This window comes from Lacisediminimonas sp. (assembly GCF_030645335.1).
Lineage (GTDB): Bacteria > Pseudomonadota > Gammaproteobacteria > Burkholderiales > Burkholderiaceae_D > Lacisediminimonas.
In genome coordinates this window covers 1-16,955 of the sequence record NZ_JAUSNH010000155.1, presented here as the reverse complement: position 1 = coordinate 16,955, position 16,955 = coordinate 1, and the positions used below count along the sequence as shown (strand labels likewise).

Annotated in this window: 16 protein-coding genes and 1 tRNA gene; 12 read left to right on the top strand and 5 right to left on the bottom strand. The window is 61.0% G+C overall.

The genetic code is table 11. The features are described from left to right. Window positions 1-189 precede the first annotated feature (189 nt). The 8 genes from Q7T64_RS10865 (at window position 190) to Q7T64_RS10830 (ending at window position 10,106) form a co-directional block, all read left to right on the top strand. Window positions 190-1,383, top strand: coding sequence for a RidA family protein (locus Q7T64_RS10865; RefSeq protein WP_304795397.1), 1,194 nt, complete (start codon window positions 190-192; stop codon window positions 1,381-1,383). A gap of 89 nt (window positions 1,384-1,472) precedes the next feature. Further along, window positions 1,473-2,177: a GntR family transcriptional regulator gene (locus tag Q7T64_RS10860; protein WP_304795395.1), complete on the top strand. Its 705-nt coding sequence runs from the start codon at window positions 1,473-1,475 to the stop codon at window positions 2,175-2,177. A 149-nt stretch (window positions 2,178-2,326) separates the two neighbouring features. Beyond that, window positions 2,327-3,481 carry an aromatic ring-hydroxylating dioxygenase subunit alpha gene (locus Q7T64_RS10855; RefSeq protein ID WP_304795393.1) on the top strand — a complete coding sequence of 385 codons (1,155 nt, stop codon included), beginning with the start codon at window positions 2,327-2,329 and terminating at the stop codon, window positions 3,479-3,481. Between the two features lie 97 nt (window positions 3,482-3,578). Next, window positions 3,579-4,589 (top strand): NAD(P)-dependent oxidoreductase, encoded by a 1,011-nt coding sequence (locus Q7T64_RS10850; RefSeq protein WP_304795390.1) that lies wholly within the window; start codon window positions 3,579-3,581, stop codon window positions 4,587-4,589. Between the two features lie 96 nt (window positions 4,590-4,685). After that, complete coding sequence (locus Q7T64_RS10845; RefSeq protein WP_304795388.1) at window positions 4,686-5,642, top strand: PDR/VanB family oxidoreductase; 957 nt, start codon at window positions 4,686-4,688, stop codon at window positions 5,640-5,642. A gap of 178 nt (window positions 5,643-5,820) precedes the next feature. Beyond that, window positions 5,821-6,483 carry an isochorismatase family protein gene (locus tag Q7T64_RS10840; protein WP_304795386.1) on the top strand — a complete coding sequence of 221 codons (663 nt, stop codon included), beginning with the start codon at window positions 5,821-5,823 and terminating at the stop codon, window positions 6,481-6,483. An 88-nt stretch (window positions 6,484-6,571) separates the two neighbouring features. Then, on the top strand, window positions 6,572-8,953 hold the full coding sequence (locus Q7T64_RS10835) for a xanthine dehydrogenase family protein molybdopterin-binding subunit (protein WP_304795384.1): 2,382 nt from the start codon (window positions 6,572-6,574) through the stop codon (window positions 8,951-8,953). An 82-nt stretch (window positions 8,954-9,035) separates the two neighbouring features. Then, entirely contained in the window at window positions 9,036-10,106 is a 1,071-nt protein-coding gene (locus tag Q7T64_RS10830) for a hypothetical protein (RefSeq protein ID WP_304795382.1), read from the top strand. 9 nt (window positions 10,107-10,115) lie between these two features. On the opposite strand, the gene Q7T64_RS10825 is transcribed toward Q7T64_RS10830, so the two are convergent. The 3 genes from Q7T64_RS10825 to Q7T64_RS10815 all read right to left on the bottom strand — a co-directional run bounded on the left by Q7T64_RS10825 (window position 10,116) and on the right by Q7T64_RS10815 (window position 13,148). Continuing rightward, window positions 10,116-10,526: a RidA family protein gene (locus Q7T64_RS10825; RefSeq protein WP_304795380.1), complete on the bottom strand. Its 411-nt coding sequence runs from the start codon at window positions 10,524-10,526 to the stop codon at window positions 10,116-10,118. Window positions 10,527-10,669: 143 nt separating this feature from the next. After that, window positions 10,670-10,891, bottom strand: coding sequence for a hypothetical protein (locus Q7T64_RS10820; protein WP_304795377.1), 222 nt, complete (start codon window positions 10,889-10,891; stop codon window positions 10,670-10,672). A gap of 232 nt (window positions 10,892-11,123) precedes the next feature. Next, window positions 11,124-13,148 carry an NADPH-dependent 2,4-dienoyl-CoA reductase gene (locus tag Q7T64_RS10815; protein WP_304795375.1) on the bottom strand — a complete coding sequence of 675 codons (2,025 nt, stop codon included), beginning with the start codon at window positions 13,146-13,148 and terminating at the stop codon, window positions 11,124-11,126. Between the two features lie 251 nt (window positions 13,149-13,399). Here Q7T64_RS10815 and Q7T64_RS10810 point away from each other — a divergent pair, with 251 nt between their 5' ends. Continuing rightward, window positions 13,400-13,873, top strand: a complete 474-nt coding sequence (locus Q7T64_RS10810) for a MarR family winged helix-turn-helix transcriptional regulator (protein ID WP_304795373.1) — start codon at window positions 13,400-13,402, stop codon at window positions 13,871-13,873. Between the two features lie 15 nt (window positions 13,874-13,888). Here Q7T64_RS10810 and Q7T64_RS10805 read toward each other — a convergent pair whose 3' ends face one another. Further along, a complete protein-coding gene (locus tag Q7T64_RS10805) occupies window positions 13,889-14,722 on the bottom strand; it encodes an alpha/beta fold hydrolase (protein ID WP_304795371.1) in 834 nt (277 codons plus the stop codon). A gap of 267 nt (window positions 14,723-14,989) precedes the next feature. Between Q7T64_RS10805 and Q7T64_RS10800 the strand changes: the two genes are divergently transcribed. The 3 genes from Q7T64_RS10800 (at window position 14,990) to Q7T64_RS10790 (ending at window position 16,639) form a co-directional block, all read left to right on the top strand. Then, the gene (locus Q7T64_RS10800; RefSeq protein WP_304795369.1) at window positions 14,990-15,424 is read left to right on the top strand and encodes a hypothetical protein; all 435 of its coding nucleotides are present in this window, start codon (window positions 14,990-14,992) and stop codon (window positions 15,422-15,424) included. Between the two features lie 170 nt (window positions 15,425-15,594). After that, window positions 15,595-16,062 (top strand): helix-turn-helix domain-containing protein, encoded by a 468-nt coding sequence (locus Q7T64_RS10795; protein WP_304795367.1) that lies wholly within the window; start codon window positions 15,595-15,597, stop codon window positions 16,060-16,062. 1 nt (window position 16,063) lies between these two features. Next, complete coding sequence (locus tag Q7T64_RS10790) at window positions 16,064-16,639, top strand: PIN domain-containing protein (RefSeq protein ID WP_304795365.1); 576 nt, start codon at window positions 16,064-16,066, stop codon at window positions 16,637-16,639. Between the two features lie 178 nt (window positions 16,640-16,817). Here the strand turns inward: Q7T64_RS10790 and Q7T64_RS10785 are convergent. After that, a tRNA-Glu gene (locus tag Q7T64_RS10785) sits at window positions 16,818-16,893 on the bottom strand. Between the last annotated feature and the right edge of the window lie 62 nt (window positions 16,894-16,955).

The window sequence follows — 16,955 nt, the reverse complement described above, 5'->3', positions numbered from 1 at the left end:
TTACGCGCCCGCGGGGGCGCTCACCCCGCTTAACACCAAAGCAAACAAAACACGATTATAAATCCCGAAGCAAATACACATAAAAAAACATCAACAACAAAAAACCAAAACAAGCACCTTGACCCCAACCACTTTCCCTCTCAAAATCCCCCACAACAAACACCCCACCCGCAAACCAAGCCCCAAATAATGACCAGCCAAACACCCCCCTGGCCCTTCCCCCCAGCCAGGAAAATCAACACCACCGTCTACCTCGGCCTCCAGGTAACAGCCCCGACCCCGGCCGCAGCAGCCGCCGCGACCGAACAAATAGAATCCGAGACCCATCAAGTCTTCCAGTCCCTGATCCAGGCAATCGAAAGCCAGGACCTGACAATGCAAGACCTGATGAAACTCCACACCTATTACCCCTACGACGGCGACGGCCGGGAAGTCACCGAATACTGGGAGCGCATGACGAAAGTGCGCCTCCAGTACCTGGCCAACCCCGGCCCCGCCGCCACCGCCCTGCGCGTGACCGGCATCTGGCCAAAATCCCCCCTGATCGGGATCGACGGCATTGCCGACAACAGCAAGAAGCGCCAGCGCATCATGCCGGCCCACGCCTGGGACTGGAGCGTACCGACGCCCTTCTCCCAGGGCTGGCTGGTCGATGACAAGGTCTATGTCGGCGGCCAGATATCGGCCGACCGCCGCGGCCGCGCAGTGGCCCCCGGCGAACTCGCACCGCAGGTCGGCAACACGCTCGAATTCATCCGCCATGTGCTGAAGGATGCCGACGCGGCATGGGACGACGTGGTATCGATCAAGGTCGCCTACAAATGCAGCCAGAACGACGCCACTTCGCGCAATACGCTGGCGCAGATCATCGATGAAATGAACCGGGTATTCCCGCAATCGAAGCCGGCGCTGGTCTGCTTTGGCGTGGACTTGCTGTACGAAGGCCTGTTGCTGGAGATCGATGCACTGGCCGTCAAGGGCCGCAAGAAAGCGATCGTCAATGCAGCCGATGGCGCGGCATGGAACGGCTCTGCAAACGGCTATCCTGCGGCCTGGCTGGCCGGCAATGAACTGTTCATCGGCGGCCAATCGGCGCCTGCCGCCGGTTCGCTGCAGGCACAGACAACCGCCTGCATGCAGCAAATCGACAGCTTGCTGCAACAGGCCGGTGGCAACATCGGCGACCTGGTCAAGCTCAACGTCTACTATCACGACGATGCGGCCGACGCCGATGCCGGTATCGGCTTTGGCATCGTGCGCGACACGCTGGCCTGCATGCTGCAAGCCGGCCGCACCGTGGTCAGCCTGGTCGAAGTGCCGGGATTGATGACGCCGGGACAAAAAGTCCAGCTTGACGGCATCGCCGTGCTGAACCAGGCCTGATCTGTCACGCCGGGCCAGGGCTGCACGCCCGGGGCCCGGCAACGACACGAAGCACACAAGACAAACAAGCGCATTGAACAAAGGCTGACATGAGCATTCCCGATAGTTCCGCCGTCGCGATGCACGTGTACGACAATATCCGGCAGCGGATCATCGACCTCACCTATCCGCCCGGCACCCGGCTTTCGGAAGCGCGGCTGGCGCTGGAAATGGGCCTGGGCCGCTCGCCCATCCGCACGGCGTTCGCCCGCCTGAAAAGCGATGGCTGGATCGAGGTCAGTCCGCAAAGCGGCACGTATGTGAAAAGCCCCGACGAGGACGAGATCCGCGAAATATTCGAATTCCGCTTGCTGCTCGAAACCCATGTCACCCGACTGGCGGCACAAAACATCAGCGCCGGACAGTTGCAACGGCTGCGCAAGATGTACAAGCGGCTGTCGCCGGAAGCCGGTGCCGAAGCCGATAGCTTCGACGACTTCAATGAACTCGATTCGCTATTCCACGCCACGATTTACGGCGCGGCCAACAACAAGCTGATGACCAGCGCGCTCTTGAACCTGCTGGAAAAAGTGAAATGGCTGAAAAAGTCGTCGCCGACCACGCCGCAGCGCATGCGCCTGTGGTTTGCTGAACTCGGCCGCATCCTGGACGCGCTGGAAGCCCGCGACCCGGACCGGGCAGCCAATTGCATGCGAGAACACATTGGCAATGCCGCCGATTTCGCAGCGGCGGTGCGGGAACGGATGGCAAGCCGGCGCCAGGCGGGGGTTGGGGGCGGCAAGGCACCGGGATAGCGCCCCATCGGGCTAAATCAGGCGCTAACTGGTTGACTAGTTGATCGGTGACAGGTAGGCTTTCAGCTTCCTGGAATCAGGTGACAGCTTTTTTGCCGCTGTCCCTGCTGCTTCCATCGCTGCTTTCGTCATATCAAGGACACTGAACAATGGATGATCCGATTTTTTCGCCGGCGCTGTATGAATCGACCCGCCGCCCGCTGCATGAAGCCTCGCCGATGCCGGGTGCATGCTATGTCTCGCCGCAGTGGTATGAGCGGGAGATGGAGACCATGTTCCGCAAGGATTGGTTGTGCGTGGGCCGGGCCGAGCAGATTCCTGCGGTCGGCGACCATTTTTCAATCGAGATCATTGGCCAGCCGATGATCGTCGTGCGCGACGAAAACAACGAGATCAAGGTGCACTCGGCCTTGTGCCGGCATCGTGGCGCCATCATCACTGAATCGGCCGGCCGTACCCGCGCCTTCGTCTGTCCGTATCACAGCTGGACGTATTCGCTGAGCGGCAAACTCGTCAGCACACCGGGCACACCGCCGCCGTTCGCTGGCGTGGCGGGCTTCAAGATGGCGGACCATGGCCTGAATGCAATCCGCTCGGAAATCTGGGGCGGTTTCATCTTCATCAATTTCGACCAGAATGCAGTGCCGCTGATCGAGTGGCTGGGCGACCTGCCTGATTTCCTTGCCGCCTACAACCTGCAGGACATGCAGTGGACGCACCGCGACATGTATGAAATCGATTGCAACTGGAAAGTGTGGCTGGAAAACGCTTTCGAAAATTATCACGTGCCGACCATCCACCGCGATCACTACGATCCGGCCAATCCGCAGAACTGGATGTTTGAAAAGACCCAGGGACCGTGGGAGGCGATGTCGAGCAAACGCAGTATCGTCGCTTATTCCGGCCTGCCGGTGATGCCGGGGCTGGACGAACAGCAGGAGAAGAAGCTGTTCCATATCTGGATACAACCAAGCCTGCAGATCATCCTGACCTCGTCCTACATGAAGTTCCGCCAGTACCTGCCGCTGGGACCGGAGAAGCTGCGCCTGTATGAGAACTGGACCTTCCCGAAAACCACCGTTGCGCGCCCGGACTTCGGCGATATCGTCGGACCGGCTTACTACGAAAAGTATTCGCAGGTGGTGCGCGAAGATATCGGCATCAATCCGAACATCCAGCGCGCGATGCGCAGCGGCAGTTATACGCCGGGCCGCTATTCGCTGGAAGAACATATCGTGCACCGGATCGCAACGCGGGTGATCGACCGTGTGGTCGGTCCCGACGACAAGAAGGCCAAGGCCTGAGCAGCCAGCGCGCCCGCAGCAAGCGGGCGCTGCCTGGCAAAATCGGCGCACTAAAGCGCAACAACACACCCGAACAGAACCACAGGAACCGACCAGAATGTCCAGCCAAGCAGATAACGACCAGCGCTTCCACGTCCATATTGAAAATGCCAGCGTGATGATGCCGGTGTTCCGCGTGCACCAGCATGAGTACGACAGTGCGCTGCAGCGGCATCCCGATGTCGCCAGCCGGATCCGCACCACCTGGGGCATGGACCAGGACATTTACGCGGAAAGCATGCGTACTGCGGACGCCATGATCAGTTACCGCTTTCCGAAAGAGACGCTGGGCAAGGATGCATTGAAGCTGAAGTACTTGCAGATACTGGGCGCAGGCGTGGATTACCTGTTGCCGCTGGACTGGGTGCCCAGGCACGTGACGATGCTGACCAACAGCGGCGTGCATGTACCCAAGGCGGCGCAGTCGGCGATCATGTCGCTGTTGATGTTGAATACGCGGATTCCGCAACTGTCATGGTGCCATCGCGAGCGCAAGTGGAATCGCGTCTTCACCACCAATATTGCGGGCAAGACGGTGCTGATCGTGGGCGTTGGCGCGATCGGCGGCGGCGCGGCTGAACATGCCAAGCATTTCGGCATGAAGGTATTGGGCATTCGCCGCAGCGCCGAGCCGCATGCGCATGTGGACGAGATGCACGGGCCGGAGGCGCTGCATGCCTTGCTGCCGCGCGCCGACTTCGTGCTGCTCAATACCGCGCTGACGCCGGAAACGCGCTTCATGATCGGCGACAAGGAATTCGGCCTGATGAAAAAGGGCGCTGCCCTGGTCAACATGTCGCGCGGCGGACTGGTTGATCCGGCGGCGCTGGACCGTGCGCTGCGCACTGAACACCTGAGCGGCGCAATGATCGACGTCACGTATCCCGAGCCGCCGCCTGCCGACTGGCCGTACTGGGACACGCCGAACCTGATCATCACGCCGCATGTGCTGTCGGACGACCTGGAAGCGTATATCCCGCGCACGCTGGATCTGTTCTTTTCCAACCTGCGCCGACACTTCAATGGCGAGCCGCTGACCAATATCGTCGACGTCGGCCGCAGTTATTGAGGCCAGGGCGTCGGTTTGCCGGCGCCGGCCTGCGCTGATCATCTTGAAACACCACCGCCGGCCGGCAGCATTGCTGCGGCCGGCCGGAAGCAGAAAATGAACGATGCTGAAGAGGAATTACGCCTGCTGCGGGTTGCCGCGGTACGCCAGGTTGCGCTGGATGTGGCTGCCTTCGACCTGGTGCCGGCGGACGGACGTGGACTGGCGCCGTTTGCGCCCGGCTCGCATATCGACATCCACCTGCCCAACGGCTTGATACGCCAATATTCATTGTGCAGCGATGCCGATGATGTGACGCGCTATACGGTGGCGGTCAAGAAGGAAAGTGCAGGCCGTGGCGGCTCGCTGGCCATGCATGACCGGATCGAGGAAGGCAGCAGCATCGCCATTGCCGGCCCGCGCAACCTGTTCCCGCTGGTTGCCGGCAATCACCACAGCTTGTTCATTGCCGGCGGCATCGGCATCACGCCGATCTTTGCCATGATCCGCTGGCTGGCGGCGCGTGGCCAGAGCTGGGAATTGCATTACTGCGCGCGTTCGACCGAGCATGCGGCGTTCTATCGCGAACTGTGCGCGCTCGGCGCCGGCCAGGTCCACCCCTATTTCAGCGAAGCGCCCTTGCTCGATACCCGCGCCTTGCTCGCGGCTCCGCAAGTCGATACCCATGTCTATTGCTGCGGTCCGGAAGGACTGATGAAGGCAGTCAAGGATGCGAGCGCCGACTGGAACCCGGCGCAGGTGCATTTCGAATGGTTCGCCGCGCCGGAAGTGGCGCATGCGCCCAACCAGCCGTTTGAAGTCGAACTCGCGAAATCCGGCCGCGTGCTGTGCGTGCCCCATGACCAATCGCTGTTGCAGGTCTTGCATGGCGAGGGAATAGCGGTGGCCAGCGCTTGCGAGGAAGGCGTCTGCGGCACCTGCGAAACGCGGGTACTGGCCGGCGAGGTCGATCACCGTGACTTGTTGTTGTCCGCCGCGGAACGCGCGGCGAATGGCTCCATGATGGTTTGCGTGTCGCGCGCGTGCTCGGCGCGCATCGTGCTCGACCTGTGACGGCGCGGCGGCCGATGCCGTTTTTGCGGCGGCGATTGCGGCCACGTTTTGAAAGCCTTGGCTTCAACTGTTGTGAAAGCAAGGCTGCTGCATCTATGATGGCGGGGTGATTGCCAACAGAAGCTTGCCGGTCTGGTCGACATGGACCGGCAGCGCGCATTGAGGACGACCCAGACAGATGACCGATACCACGCCGGATGACAGTCAAGAACAGGTATACCGCAAGCAGGGATTCGGCGGTAACCTGGGCCTGGGCCGCCGGCCTGCCCTGCTGATCGTCGATTTCACCAATGGCTTTCGCGATCCGGACGCTTTCGGCGGCGGCAATATCGAACAGGCCATCGGCAAATCCGTCGGCTTGCTGGCGCTGTTCCGGGAATTGCGCCTGCCTGTCGCCCACACCATGATCGTCTATGCAGACGACGGCAGCGACGCCGGCGTATTTGCCATGAAAATTCCTGCCCTGAAGACCCTGACCCGGGACAATCCGCAGTCCTGGATCGTGCCCGAGTTGACGCCCAGGGACGGCGAGCTGGTGATCGGCAAGACACAGGCATCGGCATTCTTCAACACCGGCCTGACTGCCTGGCTGACGCTGCAAGGCGTCGACAGCCTGGTGGTCGCTGGCTGCACCACCTCCGGCTGCGTGCGCGCCAGCGTGGTCGATGCGGTCAGTGCAAATTTCAGGACCACGGTTGCCAGCGACTGCGTCGGCGACCGCGCGCTGGCTCCGCATGACGCCAACCTTTTCGACATGCGACAGAAATATGCGGATGTGCTCCCGCGCGACGAAGTGATCCGCGCCATCCATGCCGCCGTCGGCGGCAAGTCGCCGGCCTGACGCGGGAGCTGCAGGCACACAACAACGTGCAGCATCAGCAGCTTTGGGTATGCAGTGAATGTCCGGACAATTGCCAGGGGAAACAGGCATGAGCAACGAACACCCGCATCCGATTGACAATGGTGGCGTCGGCCAGCGCGTTTTGCGCAAGGAAGACGAGCGCCATCTGCACGGCAAGGGCCATTTCGTTGCCGACATGTCGATGCCCGGCCTGTGCGAGGTCGCGTTCCTGCGCAGCCCGCTTGCCCATGCCCGGATCAGGAACATCATCAAGCCGGCCGGCTTCGAATCCTGCGTGCTGACCAGGAGCGACATGGCGGATGTGGCCGATATCGTCGCGCCGTCCACGCTGGCCAGTTACAAGAGTTCCGGCCAGCCGCCGCTGGCGCATGGCAAGGTCCGCTTCGCCGGCGAGCCGGTCGTGATGTGCTTCGCCCGGACGCGCGCGCAGGCCGAGGACCTGGCCGAACTGGTGGAAATCGAGTTCGATGAATTGCCGCCCATCGGCAACACCGACATTGCCATGGCCGATACCGCCAACCGCGTGCACGAGGAATGGGACGACAATCTTTTCCTGACGCTATCGGCGGATGTCGACTTCGACGCCCACGGTAATGCGCCGGTGGTATTGCGCAAGCAGTTCCATCTTGCCCGGCAGGTGATGGCGCCGATGGAAGGCAAGGCGGTGCTGGCCTATTGGGACGAGCGCCTGGCGCAACTGGTGGTTTACTCCGGCACCCAGGTGCCGCACCTGGTGCGCACCGGCCTGGCGCAATTCCTCGGACTGGACATCGGAAAGATCCGCGTGGTGGTGCCCGACATGGGCGGGGCATTCGGCTACAAGTGCAACCTGATGCAGGAAGAATTGTGCATCGCCTGGCTGGCCTTCAAATACAAAAAACCATTCCGCTATATCGAAGACCGGCGCGAGCACCTGGTGGCCGGCGCCAACTGCCGCGAGCACCATTACGACCTGACCGCCTATGCGGATGAAAACGGCCGGCTGCTGGCGCTGGACGCGAAAATCATCATCGATGGCGGCGCCTATTCCGTCTGGCCCTTCACGGTTGCACTGGAGGGCGGACAGGCGACCGGCAACTTGCCAGGCCCGTACGACTTCCGCGCTTACCGCTGCCTGACCAAATGCGTGGCGACCAACAAGCCGGCCTTCCTGCCCTATCGCGGCGTGGCGCGCACCGGCGTCTGCTTTGCGATGGAATTGATGATGGATGCGATTGCCCGCAAGGTTGGCCGCGAGGCATGGGAAGTGCGGCTCGACAACCTGGTGCCCGGTAGCGCCATGCCCTACAAGAATGTCGCCAACAAGATGTACGACAGCGGCGATTACCAGCAAAGCCTGCGGCGCGCGGTCGACATGATCGGATTGAACTCGATACGCCGCCGGCAGCAGCGGCCGGAAGCCGACGGCCGCCTGATCGGCGTGGGCTTTGCCACCTATACCGAACAATCGGCGCATGGGACATCCGTGTTTGCATCATGGGGCGTGGCGATCGTACCCGGCTACGAACAGGCGACGGTGCGCATGACGCCCAGCGGCGGGCTTGAAATCCGGGTCGGCGTGCAGTCGCACGGACAGGGAATGGAAACCAGCCTGGCGCAGATTGCTGTCGAGATCCTCGGCGTGCCGGTCGGAAAAACTGCCGTGATCCACGGCGACACGGCGCTGACGCCCTTCTCCACCGGCACCTATGCGTCGCGCTCGGCCGTCATGGCCGGCGGCGCAGTGTCGGTTGCCTGCAAGACCTTGCGCGAACGCATCCTGATGATCGGCGCGCATTTGCTCGGCGCAGCGCCGGACGCAGTCACCCTGGCCGATGGCCGGGTACAGGCCGCCGGCAAGCAGGTCACGCTGGAGGACATTGCCCAGGCCTGGTACATGCGCCCGGAACGCTTGCCGCCTCTGGTGGACAAGGGCGGCCTGGAAGTCACGGCCGGTTATAAACCAAAAGTGGACACCGGCGCATTCACCTATGCCACCCACGCCTGCTGCGTGGCGGTCGATACCGAGACGGGCAGCGTTGAAATCCTCGACTATGCGATCGTCGAGGACTGCGGGCAAATGATCAATCCAATGATCGTTGAAGGCCAGACCTATGGCGGCACCGCACAAGGCATCGGCACCGCACTGTATGAAGAAGTGCTGTACGACGGCAATGCGCAGCCGCTGACATCGACGCTGGCCGACTATTTGCTGCCGGGAGCGACTGAAGTACCGAACATCCGCATTGCACATATGGAGTCGCTCTCTCCCCATACCGAATTCGGTATGAAGGGCATGGGCGAAGGCGGCGCGATTGCACCGCCCGCCGCGATTTTCAATGCCGTCAACGATGCGCTGAAAGCCTTCGGCGCCGAACTCAATGAAACCCCGCTGACGCCGCACCGCTTGCTCGAAGCAATCAGCAAAAGTACTTCCCGATCCGCCGCCGCGGTGGCGGCGGCCGCTTGAAATCCGGCATGAAGCTAGCGCAGAAAATGTCTGAAGACCCGGGCCCGGCCCGGTTTACTGATGTCCACTCTGGAGGTAATGCGTGAGCAATCGACTGGCAACAAGCATTGGAAGCCTGGCCCTGAAAAACCCGATCATCGCAGGATCGGGGGAAGCCACCATGACCGAAGCCGCCATCCGCGCCGCGCTGGCCGCTGGCGTCGGCGCGGTGATGTCGAAGTCGACCAATGAAGCAGAGGGCGCAAAAAAGCAGCTCGACCATACCGACTACATGCTGCTCGACAGCCGCTGGAAGCCGATTCCCTGGTCCAGGGACGCCCCGGTCGACGCCCAACTTTTCTGTCGCTCCGGCCTGGTGCAGGAAGACTTCGATGTCTGGGTCGAAAAGCTGGCGCGCCTAGACAAGGAGGCCGAGAAGATGGGCAGCTACGTGATCGGCCACATCATCCTGAATGATGTCGAAAAATGCGCCCAGATGGCAGAACGGATGCAGGAAGCCGGCCTGCGCGCGATCACCGTGCTGGTGGCCGCCGTGCATGGCGACCAGGCTGCCAAGGGCGCGATCGCCATGATCCGCGACCCGCAGGGAATCCGCGACGTGGTTGGCACCTTGCGCCGGCGGATCAAGGTGCCGCTTTGGATCAAGCTTCCCGGCCAGACCGAAGATGTTTCATTGCTGGCCGCAGCAGCGCGCGACGCCGGTGCGGATGCAGTCAATTTCATCGACCGCACGCTGGCGATGGTGCCCGACCTGGCAACCCGCGCGCCCTACCTGGGGACGATTGCCGCCATCGGCGGTACCTGGTCCTTGCCGATCGCCTGCCGCTGGCTGGCACAGACGCGCAAGCGGCTCGGCCCTGATTACCCCTTGATCGGCACCAATGGCGTGCGCGATGGCTACGACGTTGCACGCATGCTGTTGTCGGGCGCGCATGCGGTGGAAATGACCAGTGCCGTCATGCTGCATGGCACCGATGTGCTCAGGAGCTCGATTGAACAGCTTGACGGGTATCTGGCCGAGCAAGGCGTGACGGTCAAGCAGATCATCGGTGAAGCGGCCGACAAGCTCACGGCCTATACCGACCAGCCGGTGCGACCCGGCCTTTGGAAACAGTTCGTGCACCCGGAAGCGGTTGATCCGGTGGTGAAGTGAGCACCGGCCTCAGGGCAATACCGCGATCGCCGTCAATTCAATCAGGCAGCGCGGATCGGTCAGCGCGCTGACCTCGACCATCGTGCTCGCCGGTGGGTCCTTCTTGAAATACCTGGCCCGTACTGCGTGGATCTCCGCAAACTTGGAAATATCGCGGGTGTAGAGATCGACCCGGACGATATCGTCCAGCGTTCCGCCGGCGCTCTGCATTGCCAGTTCCAGGTTCTTCAAGACCTGCTCCATCTGGGCGGCCATGTCGCCGATCCCGACCACTTCGCCGTCGCTGTCCTTGGACAGCAATCCGGACACAAATACCAGACGTCCGGGCGTTGCCGTGACCGCAACCGACCATACGCCACGCGGCTTGGGCAGACCGGAAACTTCGACCACTTGCTTGGGTGCTGACTGGGGCTTCGTCATGTTGCATGTCTCCGGTGTGCTTGCTGGTTCCTTGCTGCTTGCGCCTTGTGCGTCATGCCTTGTGCGTCATGCCTTGTGCGTCATGCCTTGTGCGTCATGCCTTGTGCGTCATGCCTTGTGCGCGATCGACAAAAGCGCGGGCTTCACTCGATCGGCCGGCCGACGTCGTGGACGTTTCCTTCGTAATGGAAAGCCGGGCCGGGACGTCCGAATTTCATCGCAATCGAACCCAGTCCGCCGGGCGGAACATAGAGATTGTGAATCCTGACCTCACAAGCATTGCCGGTCAGCTCTTCGATCGCCTTGGCAAATGCAGTTTCGATCTGCGTGACGGAAAGGCTGCGGATGGAATCATCGACGAACATGAGGATGCCTCTTGCTTATTGGGTTGAATTTGGCGGAATTGGGCTTACTGATCACGGCGATGCAAGCACACCTGTCGTTTTACAGCATGTGCAGGCTGGCGTGAAGCAGCCGGTGCCGGTGATGCACCGGCCCGGTTGCCTGACCAGTCCGGCCCGATCCCCGAATTGATGAAATAGGCGGCGTGCAGATGGTGCGTCGCACGACCGCCGCCAAACGCACCTGCCAGCCAGGCTATATTGCCACAGCCAGCCGCGTGGCCTGGTCGATTGCCCGCAATGCGTCGAGCTCGGCCGCGACATCGGCGCCGCCGATGATTTGAACCTTGGCGCCACTTGCCTTCAACTGTTCAAACAGGCTGCGCTCGGATTCCTGTCCGGCGCACAGTACGACGGTGTCCACATCCAGCACCTTGTGCTCGCCGTTGACGGTGTAGTGAAGTCCCTGGTCGTCCACGGACTCGTAGCTGGCGCCCTGCACCATCTGGACGTTTGCTTTCTTCAGCCGCGACTTCAGGATCCAGCCGGTCGATTTGCCCAGGCGGCGTCCGAGCGGCTCGTTCTTGCGCTGGAACATCGTGATCTGGCGCGACGGTGCTGTGCTTTCAACCTGGCCGGGGAGCAATCCGCCATCGGTGGCAATCGTCGCATCCACGCCCCATGTTGCAAGGAATTTCGCCGCCGACTCGGATTCTTCGCGGTCGCCAACCAGGAATTCGGCGACGTCGAAGCCGATGCCGCCAGCACCGATCACGGCGACCCGCTTGCCGACCTGCTTGCGCGAGGCCAGCACATCGATATACGACATGACTTTCGGATGATCGACACCGGCCAGTTCAGGCGTGCGCGGCCGCACGCCGGTGGCGATGATGATCTGGTCGAAACCGCCCTTGGCCAACTCTTCCGCCGTCGGTGCATGGCCCAGCCTGACATCGACCTCCAGTGCCGCCAGGCGCACGCGGAAGTAGCGCAGCATTTCGTGGAACTCGGCTTTGCCGGGCACCACCTTGGCCAGGTTCAATTGCCCGCCCAGGGTGGCAGCGGACTCGAACAAGGTCACGCTGTGGCCGCGTTCGCTGGCGTTGATCGCAAAGGCCATTCCGGCCGGGCCGGCGCCCACCACAGCCAGGCGCTTGGGCTGCTCGCTCGGGCGATCGGAAAATTCTATCTCGCGTCCGGCGCGCGGATTGACCAGGCAAGTCGCTGTCTGCTCGGTAAAGATCCGGTCCAGGCATGCCTGGTTGCAGGCGATGCACGTGTTGATCTGATCGGACTTGCCCAGCCGCGTCTTCTGCGCGAAATCCGGGTCGGCCAGCATCGGCCGCGCCATCGACACCATGTCGGCAGCGCCCGATTCGATCAATTCCTCCGCGCCTTGGGGAGTATTGATCCGGTTCGAGGCAATCACAGGAATATTGACTGCGCGCTTGACGTTGGCAACCGCAAACGCCCAGGCCGAGCGCGGCACCGAAGCCGCAATCGTGGGCACCGCCGATTCATGCCAGCCGATGCCGGTATTGAACATGTTGGCGCCGGCTTGTTCGACCCTGCGCGCCAGCGCGGCGACTTCGTCACCGTTCATGCCACCGTCGACCAGGTCGATGGCGGAGATGCGGTAAATGATCAGGAAACGATCGCCCGTGGCGCGGCGTACGGCCTTGATGATCTCCAGCGGAAAGCGGATGCGGTTTTCGAAATCGCCGCCGAATTCGTCGGTCCGCTGGTTGGTAAAGGATGCGGTGAATTCATTGATCAGGTAACCCTCGGACCCCATGATCTCGACGCCGTCATAGCCGCCTTGCTGGGCCAGCGACGCGGTATGCGCGAAATCGGCAATGCTCGACCAGACTTCCTCGGTACTCATCGCGCGCGGCGCAATCGGGTTGATCCGCGCCCGGCCGACAGAGGGCGCCACGCAGCCTTCCACCTTGGCATAGCGTCCGGTATGGACAATCTGCATCGCGATCTTGCCGCCGGCCGCATGCACGGCAGCCGTAATGGCACGATGCTCGCCGAGCTGGCTGGCCTCGCAGAGCAAGGGCGCGCCGGGCTCGAAAACGCCAAGGGGATGGGGTGCATAACCGCCGGTCAGGATCAGGCCGGCCTCCCCCTGCGCCCGCCGGCCGTAGAAGGCCGCCAGCCGCTCGTTGGGACGATCCAGCGTCTCCAGCCGCGTATGCATGGCGCCCATGACGATGCGATTGCGCAGCGTCGTGAATCCAAGCTCAAGTGGTGCCATCAGTCGAGGGAACGCTTGCATACGGGTCTCCGGTAATTTTGTGGTTATTGCATTTTAGTCAGAACAGAAAATATATGTAAATCACTTTACTTATATTCTCATCGAGCCGACTCAATATCCCGGATTGTACATAGAATAGAACCTGACGATGCAGAAGCGAGGCGGACGCAAACCATATCAAGACCATGATGTATTTCGGGTCTTTGCCCTGGTACGGCAATCGGCTTGCGTCCGGCACCAGCGGGCGGGACACCGGCAAGAAAAGGATCAGGATGAAAAGCGACATTGAGCAAGCCGGGCCGGACCCGGCCGCCAGCGACATCAACAACCGGCTTTTCTTTCGCCTGTTCCAGGTGGGTAATACCCTGCAACGGCAAACCACCAAGATCGGCATTACCGGCGTGCAGTGGGCGGTGCTTGGCGCACTGTCGAGGCCGCAGGCGCGGGCCGGAATGTCATTCACCGACCTGGCTGAATACCTGGTGGTCAGCCGCCAGAGCCTGGATGGCGTACTCAAGCGACTGGAACGGGAACGTCATGTCGAGCGGGTAGCCGACACGCAGGATCGCCGTGCGCGGCAAGTGGTATTGACGCCAGAAGGCCGGCAATTCTGGGAAGGGCTGCAGCCGGGAATCCGCGAGTTCTACCGCCAGGCGCTGCTCAACTTCGGCTTCGACGACAAGGTGTCCTTGCTCTATCACCTGAATAAATTGCAGGGCGACCTGGGCAAGATCGAGATTTCCTGAAATCCGTGCTGACGATCAGGCGTGCGCCGCCCGCGCCTGCGATACCGACCGGATAAAAGACACACTGGCCCGGATCACTGCTTGTGGGTCCTCGAAATGCGGCACATGACCGCGGCCTTCCAGTTCCAGCAATTGCGTCTGCGGCGCCTGGCGCCGGATCACGCGCACCTGCTCCAGCGTACCGAACGCATCCTGCTCGCCCTGTATCGCCAGCACCGGGCAAGTGATCGACGCCAGCAGCGGTTCTATCGTCCATGCCAGGCCGTCGGGCGTCAGCCAGCTATCGGCCCAGCCTGTCACTACCGATTGCGCATCATCATGATGACGCGCCAGCGCAGCACGCGACCCACCGTCCTCGAACGCCTGGCGTGCGCACGCAACACCTTGCGCCGTCAGCGACTCAATCGACGTATGCGGCGCGGTAACGATGACGCCGCAATAACGCGACGGATTGTGCGCGGCCATGATCAATGCGATGGAGCCGCCGTCACTATGACCGAACAGCCAAAGTTCCTGCTCGGCCGGCACGCCAGCCGCAGCCAGGAAAGCAGGAATCAATTCCAGCGCCTGCACCTGCATGAAGTCGCCGCCCCACTGCTCGTGGGCCGGACGGGTACTTGAGCGGCCGTAGCCGTAGCGCGAAAACACCAATCCCTGCACGCCCGCCGCATCGCACAGCCGCGCCGGGAAATTACGCCACAAGGACAGGGAGCCCAGGCCTTCATGCAGGAAAAGCAGCAAGGGCGCGCCGCTGCGTTCACGGTTGATCCACTGGTGTTCAATGCCGATGGATCTGCCCCGCCATTCAATCATGGCGAGATCGTGCTTCATTTGCGGACTACGTTTCATGGATAAGTGAGTGAATGTATGGCTGGATGGCTTGCAATGACAGCGGACACTGCCCTGGTATTTTTTAGAGGGGCCAATCTAGGGATTTAGCTGACAGACACCGCTCAGTTGTTCAGCATCAATATAAAGAACCTGCATTTTGCGCTTACCTTGGAGTAAGCTCTGTGCGCCATCATGTTACTTGCAGCCAGCAAATTGCGCAGCTTGTGCGGGCCACTGCCGCTGCGTCCAGCAGATCATCGCGATCAACAGATCCATAGGTGAACAATGGCAGAGGACCCGCAACAGACCATACTCGTGGCACTCAGGCCGGGTGTGCGGCAGAAGTTCACGGACGCCATTGGCGACTTCCAGACCAGTGTATTGTTTTGCCATTCGTTCGAACACGCGCAGCACATGATGGAGGTGCAGCCGTTCCACGCGATCGTGGCGACGCTGCAATTCGACGATAGCAGGATGTTCGACTTGTTGCGGATGGTGCGCGCCCACTCGGTTCATCGCTGCAAACCATTCGTCGCAGTGCGACTCACCAGCGGCGCGCTGCCCGATGAAGTCGTCAAGACCGTCATGCGCTCGGCGATCATCTGCGGCGCGGATGCGGCGGTTGACTACTCATCCATTGAAGCCTGCCACGGCGTGAACGCGGCCAATCAAGCGCTGCGTTCAACGGTTGCGCAGTGCAGTTCTGCTGCGTGGCGCTAATCCCGGCTCGTGCCTCGACTTCAGGCAGGACAGCCGACAAGTGACATCCCACATCCCCCCTCCCGGCGTGCACGGCGAAACCCACCGTTGCGAACACTGCGTTTGTTGCGTATATTTCGAATTTGGAATCAAGGATGTTCTTTGTTTCCGATGAGCAATAGGAGCACACAGTGACGCAACAAATTCTCGACCCAGCGACTGCGGCAGAAGCGGAGATGGCTGGCGTTGCCACCGCCTGCCTGATGGCTGCATTAGATCACTCCAATGCTGCGACTATCAAGGTAACTATCGAGGTACCCGACGCCGACGGCGCCCCGGCACCGGTGCTGACCCTGCCGCCCCGTGCCTTGCGTTTTTTTGCCGACATTCTGCGGCAGATGGCCAAGCGTGAACCAATGCTATTGGTACCGCAGAAACTTGAACTGACCACGCAGGACGCGGCGAGCTTTCTGAATGTATCCCGGCCGTTTGTCGTCAAGGAAATTGAAGCCGGACGAATCAGCTGCCGACTGGTGAACCGCCACCGGCGTATCGAATTCAGCGAGCTAAAGCGCTATCAGGCAGAGCAAAAAAAGCGATCCGAGGAAGGCCTCAGGAAATTGAATCGCCTGTCGCAGGAGCTCGGGGAGGATCTCTAGCATGGCAGGCAGTGCGCGCTACACTGCCGTGCTGGATGCGAACGTGCTGTTTCCCCGCTTGCTTCGCGATTTGCTGCTTAGCCTGGCTCACGCGGATCTCTATAGCGCGAAATGGACGACCCACATCCGTGATGAATGGACAAGGTCACTGCACGCAAGCAGACCCTTGATGATCGAGCAAATCAAGTCTGCTGCAGATGCGATGGAATCAGCAATCCCTGACTGTCTGGTAATGGGTTACGAGCATTTGATTGATGGCTTGACGCTGCCCGATCCGAACGACCGGCACGTATTGGCTGCTGCGATTGCAGGACATGCAGACGCGATCGTCACCTGGAACGAAAAAGACTTTCCCCGGGCAAGCCTGGACCTGTTTGGCATCGCGCTACAAACGCCAGATGAATTCGTGCTTAATCAAATAATGCTGCATGAATTCCCTGCGCTGAGCGCGATAAAAAAGATGCGCAGCCGTTGGGAGCGACCGGCGTGCTCGGCCAGAACGCTTATTGAATTACTTGAGGTACGAGGGCTTCCACAAACCGCAGCGCATTTGCGGGACCTTGTCGATCTGATCTAGGGCAGATGACAGCCAATCCACACGCATCTCGAAAAGCAAAAAAGTGGAATTAAAAGTAACGTCGCAAAAACGACAAAAGCCGCACTAGGCGGCTTGTATCGAGCTTGCTGATTTAAAACCTGTATCAGGTAAGTCACGATTCACTGTCGAATCGCTAGCCCTGATACGGGCTTGGTACTGGCGTCCCCAAGGGGATTCGAACCCCTGTACTCACCGTGAAAGGGTGATGTCCTAGGCCTCTAGACGATGGGGACATGATCTGTCCTGAATGCTGCCTCGGTCCTGCTGTTGTTGCTGCAGTCTCTGCCGCAGTTTG

What these genes read in the sequence shown, in the direction of transcription:
- Q7T64_RS10825 (WP_304795380.1), bottom strand. Translation starts at nt 10,526, where the DNA reads ATGACGAAGCCCCAGTCAGCACCCAAGCAAGTGGTCGAAGTTTCCGGT.
- Q7T64_RS10855 (WP_304795393.1), top strand. Translation starts at nt 2,327, where the DNA reads ATGGATGATCCGATTTTTTCGCCGGCGCTGTATGAATCGACCCGCCGC.
- Q7T64_RS10820 (WP_304795377.1), bottom strand. Translation starts at nt 10,891, where the DNA reads ATGTTCGTCGATGATTCCATCCGCAGCCTTTCCGTCACGCAGATCGAA.
- Q7T64_RS10835 (WP_304795384.1), top strand. Translation starts at nt 6,572, where the DNA reads ATGAGCAACGAACACCCGCATCCGATTGACAATGGTGGCGTCGGCCAG.
- Q7T64_RS10790 (WP_304795365.1), top strand. Translation starts at nt 16,064, where the DNA reads ATGGCAGGCAGTGCGCGCTACACTGCCGTGCTGGATGCGAACGTGCTG.
- Q7T64_RS10860 (WP_304795395.1), top strand. Translation starts at nt 1,473, where the DNA reads ATGAGCATTCCCGATAGTTCCGCCGTCGCGATGCACGTGTACGACAAT.
- Q7T64_RS10800 (WP_304795369.1), top strand. Translation starts at nt 14,990, where the DNA reads ATGGCAGAGGACCCGCAACAGACCATACTCGTGGCACTCAGGCCGGGT.
- Q7T64_RS10810 (WP_304795373.1), top strand. Translation starts at nt 13,400, where the DNA reads ATGAAAAGCGACATTGAGCAAGCCGGGCCGGACCCGGCCGCCAGCGAC.
- Q7T64_RS10805 (WP_304795371.1), bottom strand. Translation starts at nt 14,722, where the DNA reads ATGAAACGTAGTCCGCAAATGAAGCACGATCTCGCCATGATTGAATGG.
- Q7T64_RS10845 (WP_304795388.1), top strand. Translation starts at nt 4,686, where the DNA reads ATGAACGATGCTGAAGAGGAATTACGCCTGCTGCGGGTTGCCGCGGTA.
- Q7T64_RS10865 (WP_304795397.1), top strand. Translation starts at nt 190, where the DNA reads ATGACCAGCCAAACACCCCCCTGGCCCTTCCCCCCAGCCAGGAAAATC.
- Q7T64_RS10840 (WP_304795386.1), top strand. Translation starts at nt 5,821, where the DNA reads ATGACCGATACCACGCCGGATGACAGTCAAGAACAGGTATACCGCAAG.
- Q7T64_RS10850 (WP_304795390.1), top strand. Translation starts at nt 3,579, where the DNA reads ATGTCCAGCCAAGCAGATAACGACCAGCGCTTCCACGTCCATATTGAA.
- Q7T64_RS10815 (WP_304795375.1), bottom strand. Translation starts at nt 13,148, where the DNA reads ATGCAAGCGTTCCCTCGACTGATGGCACCACTTGAGCTTGGATTCACG.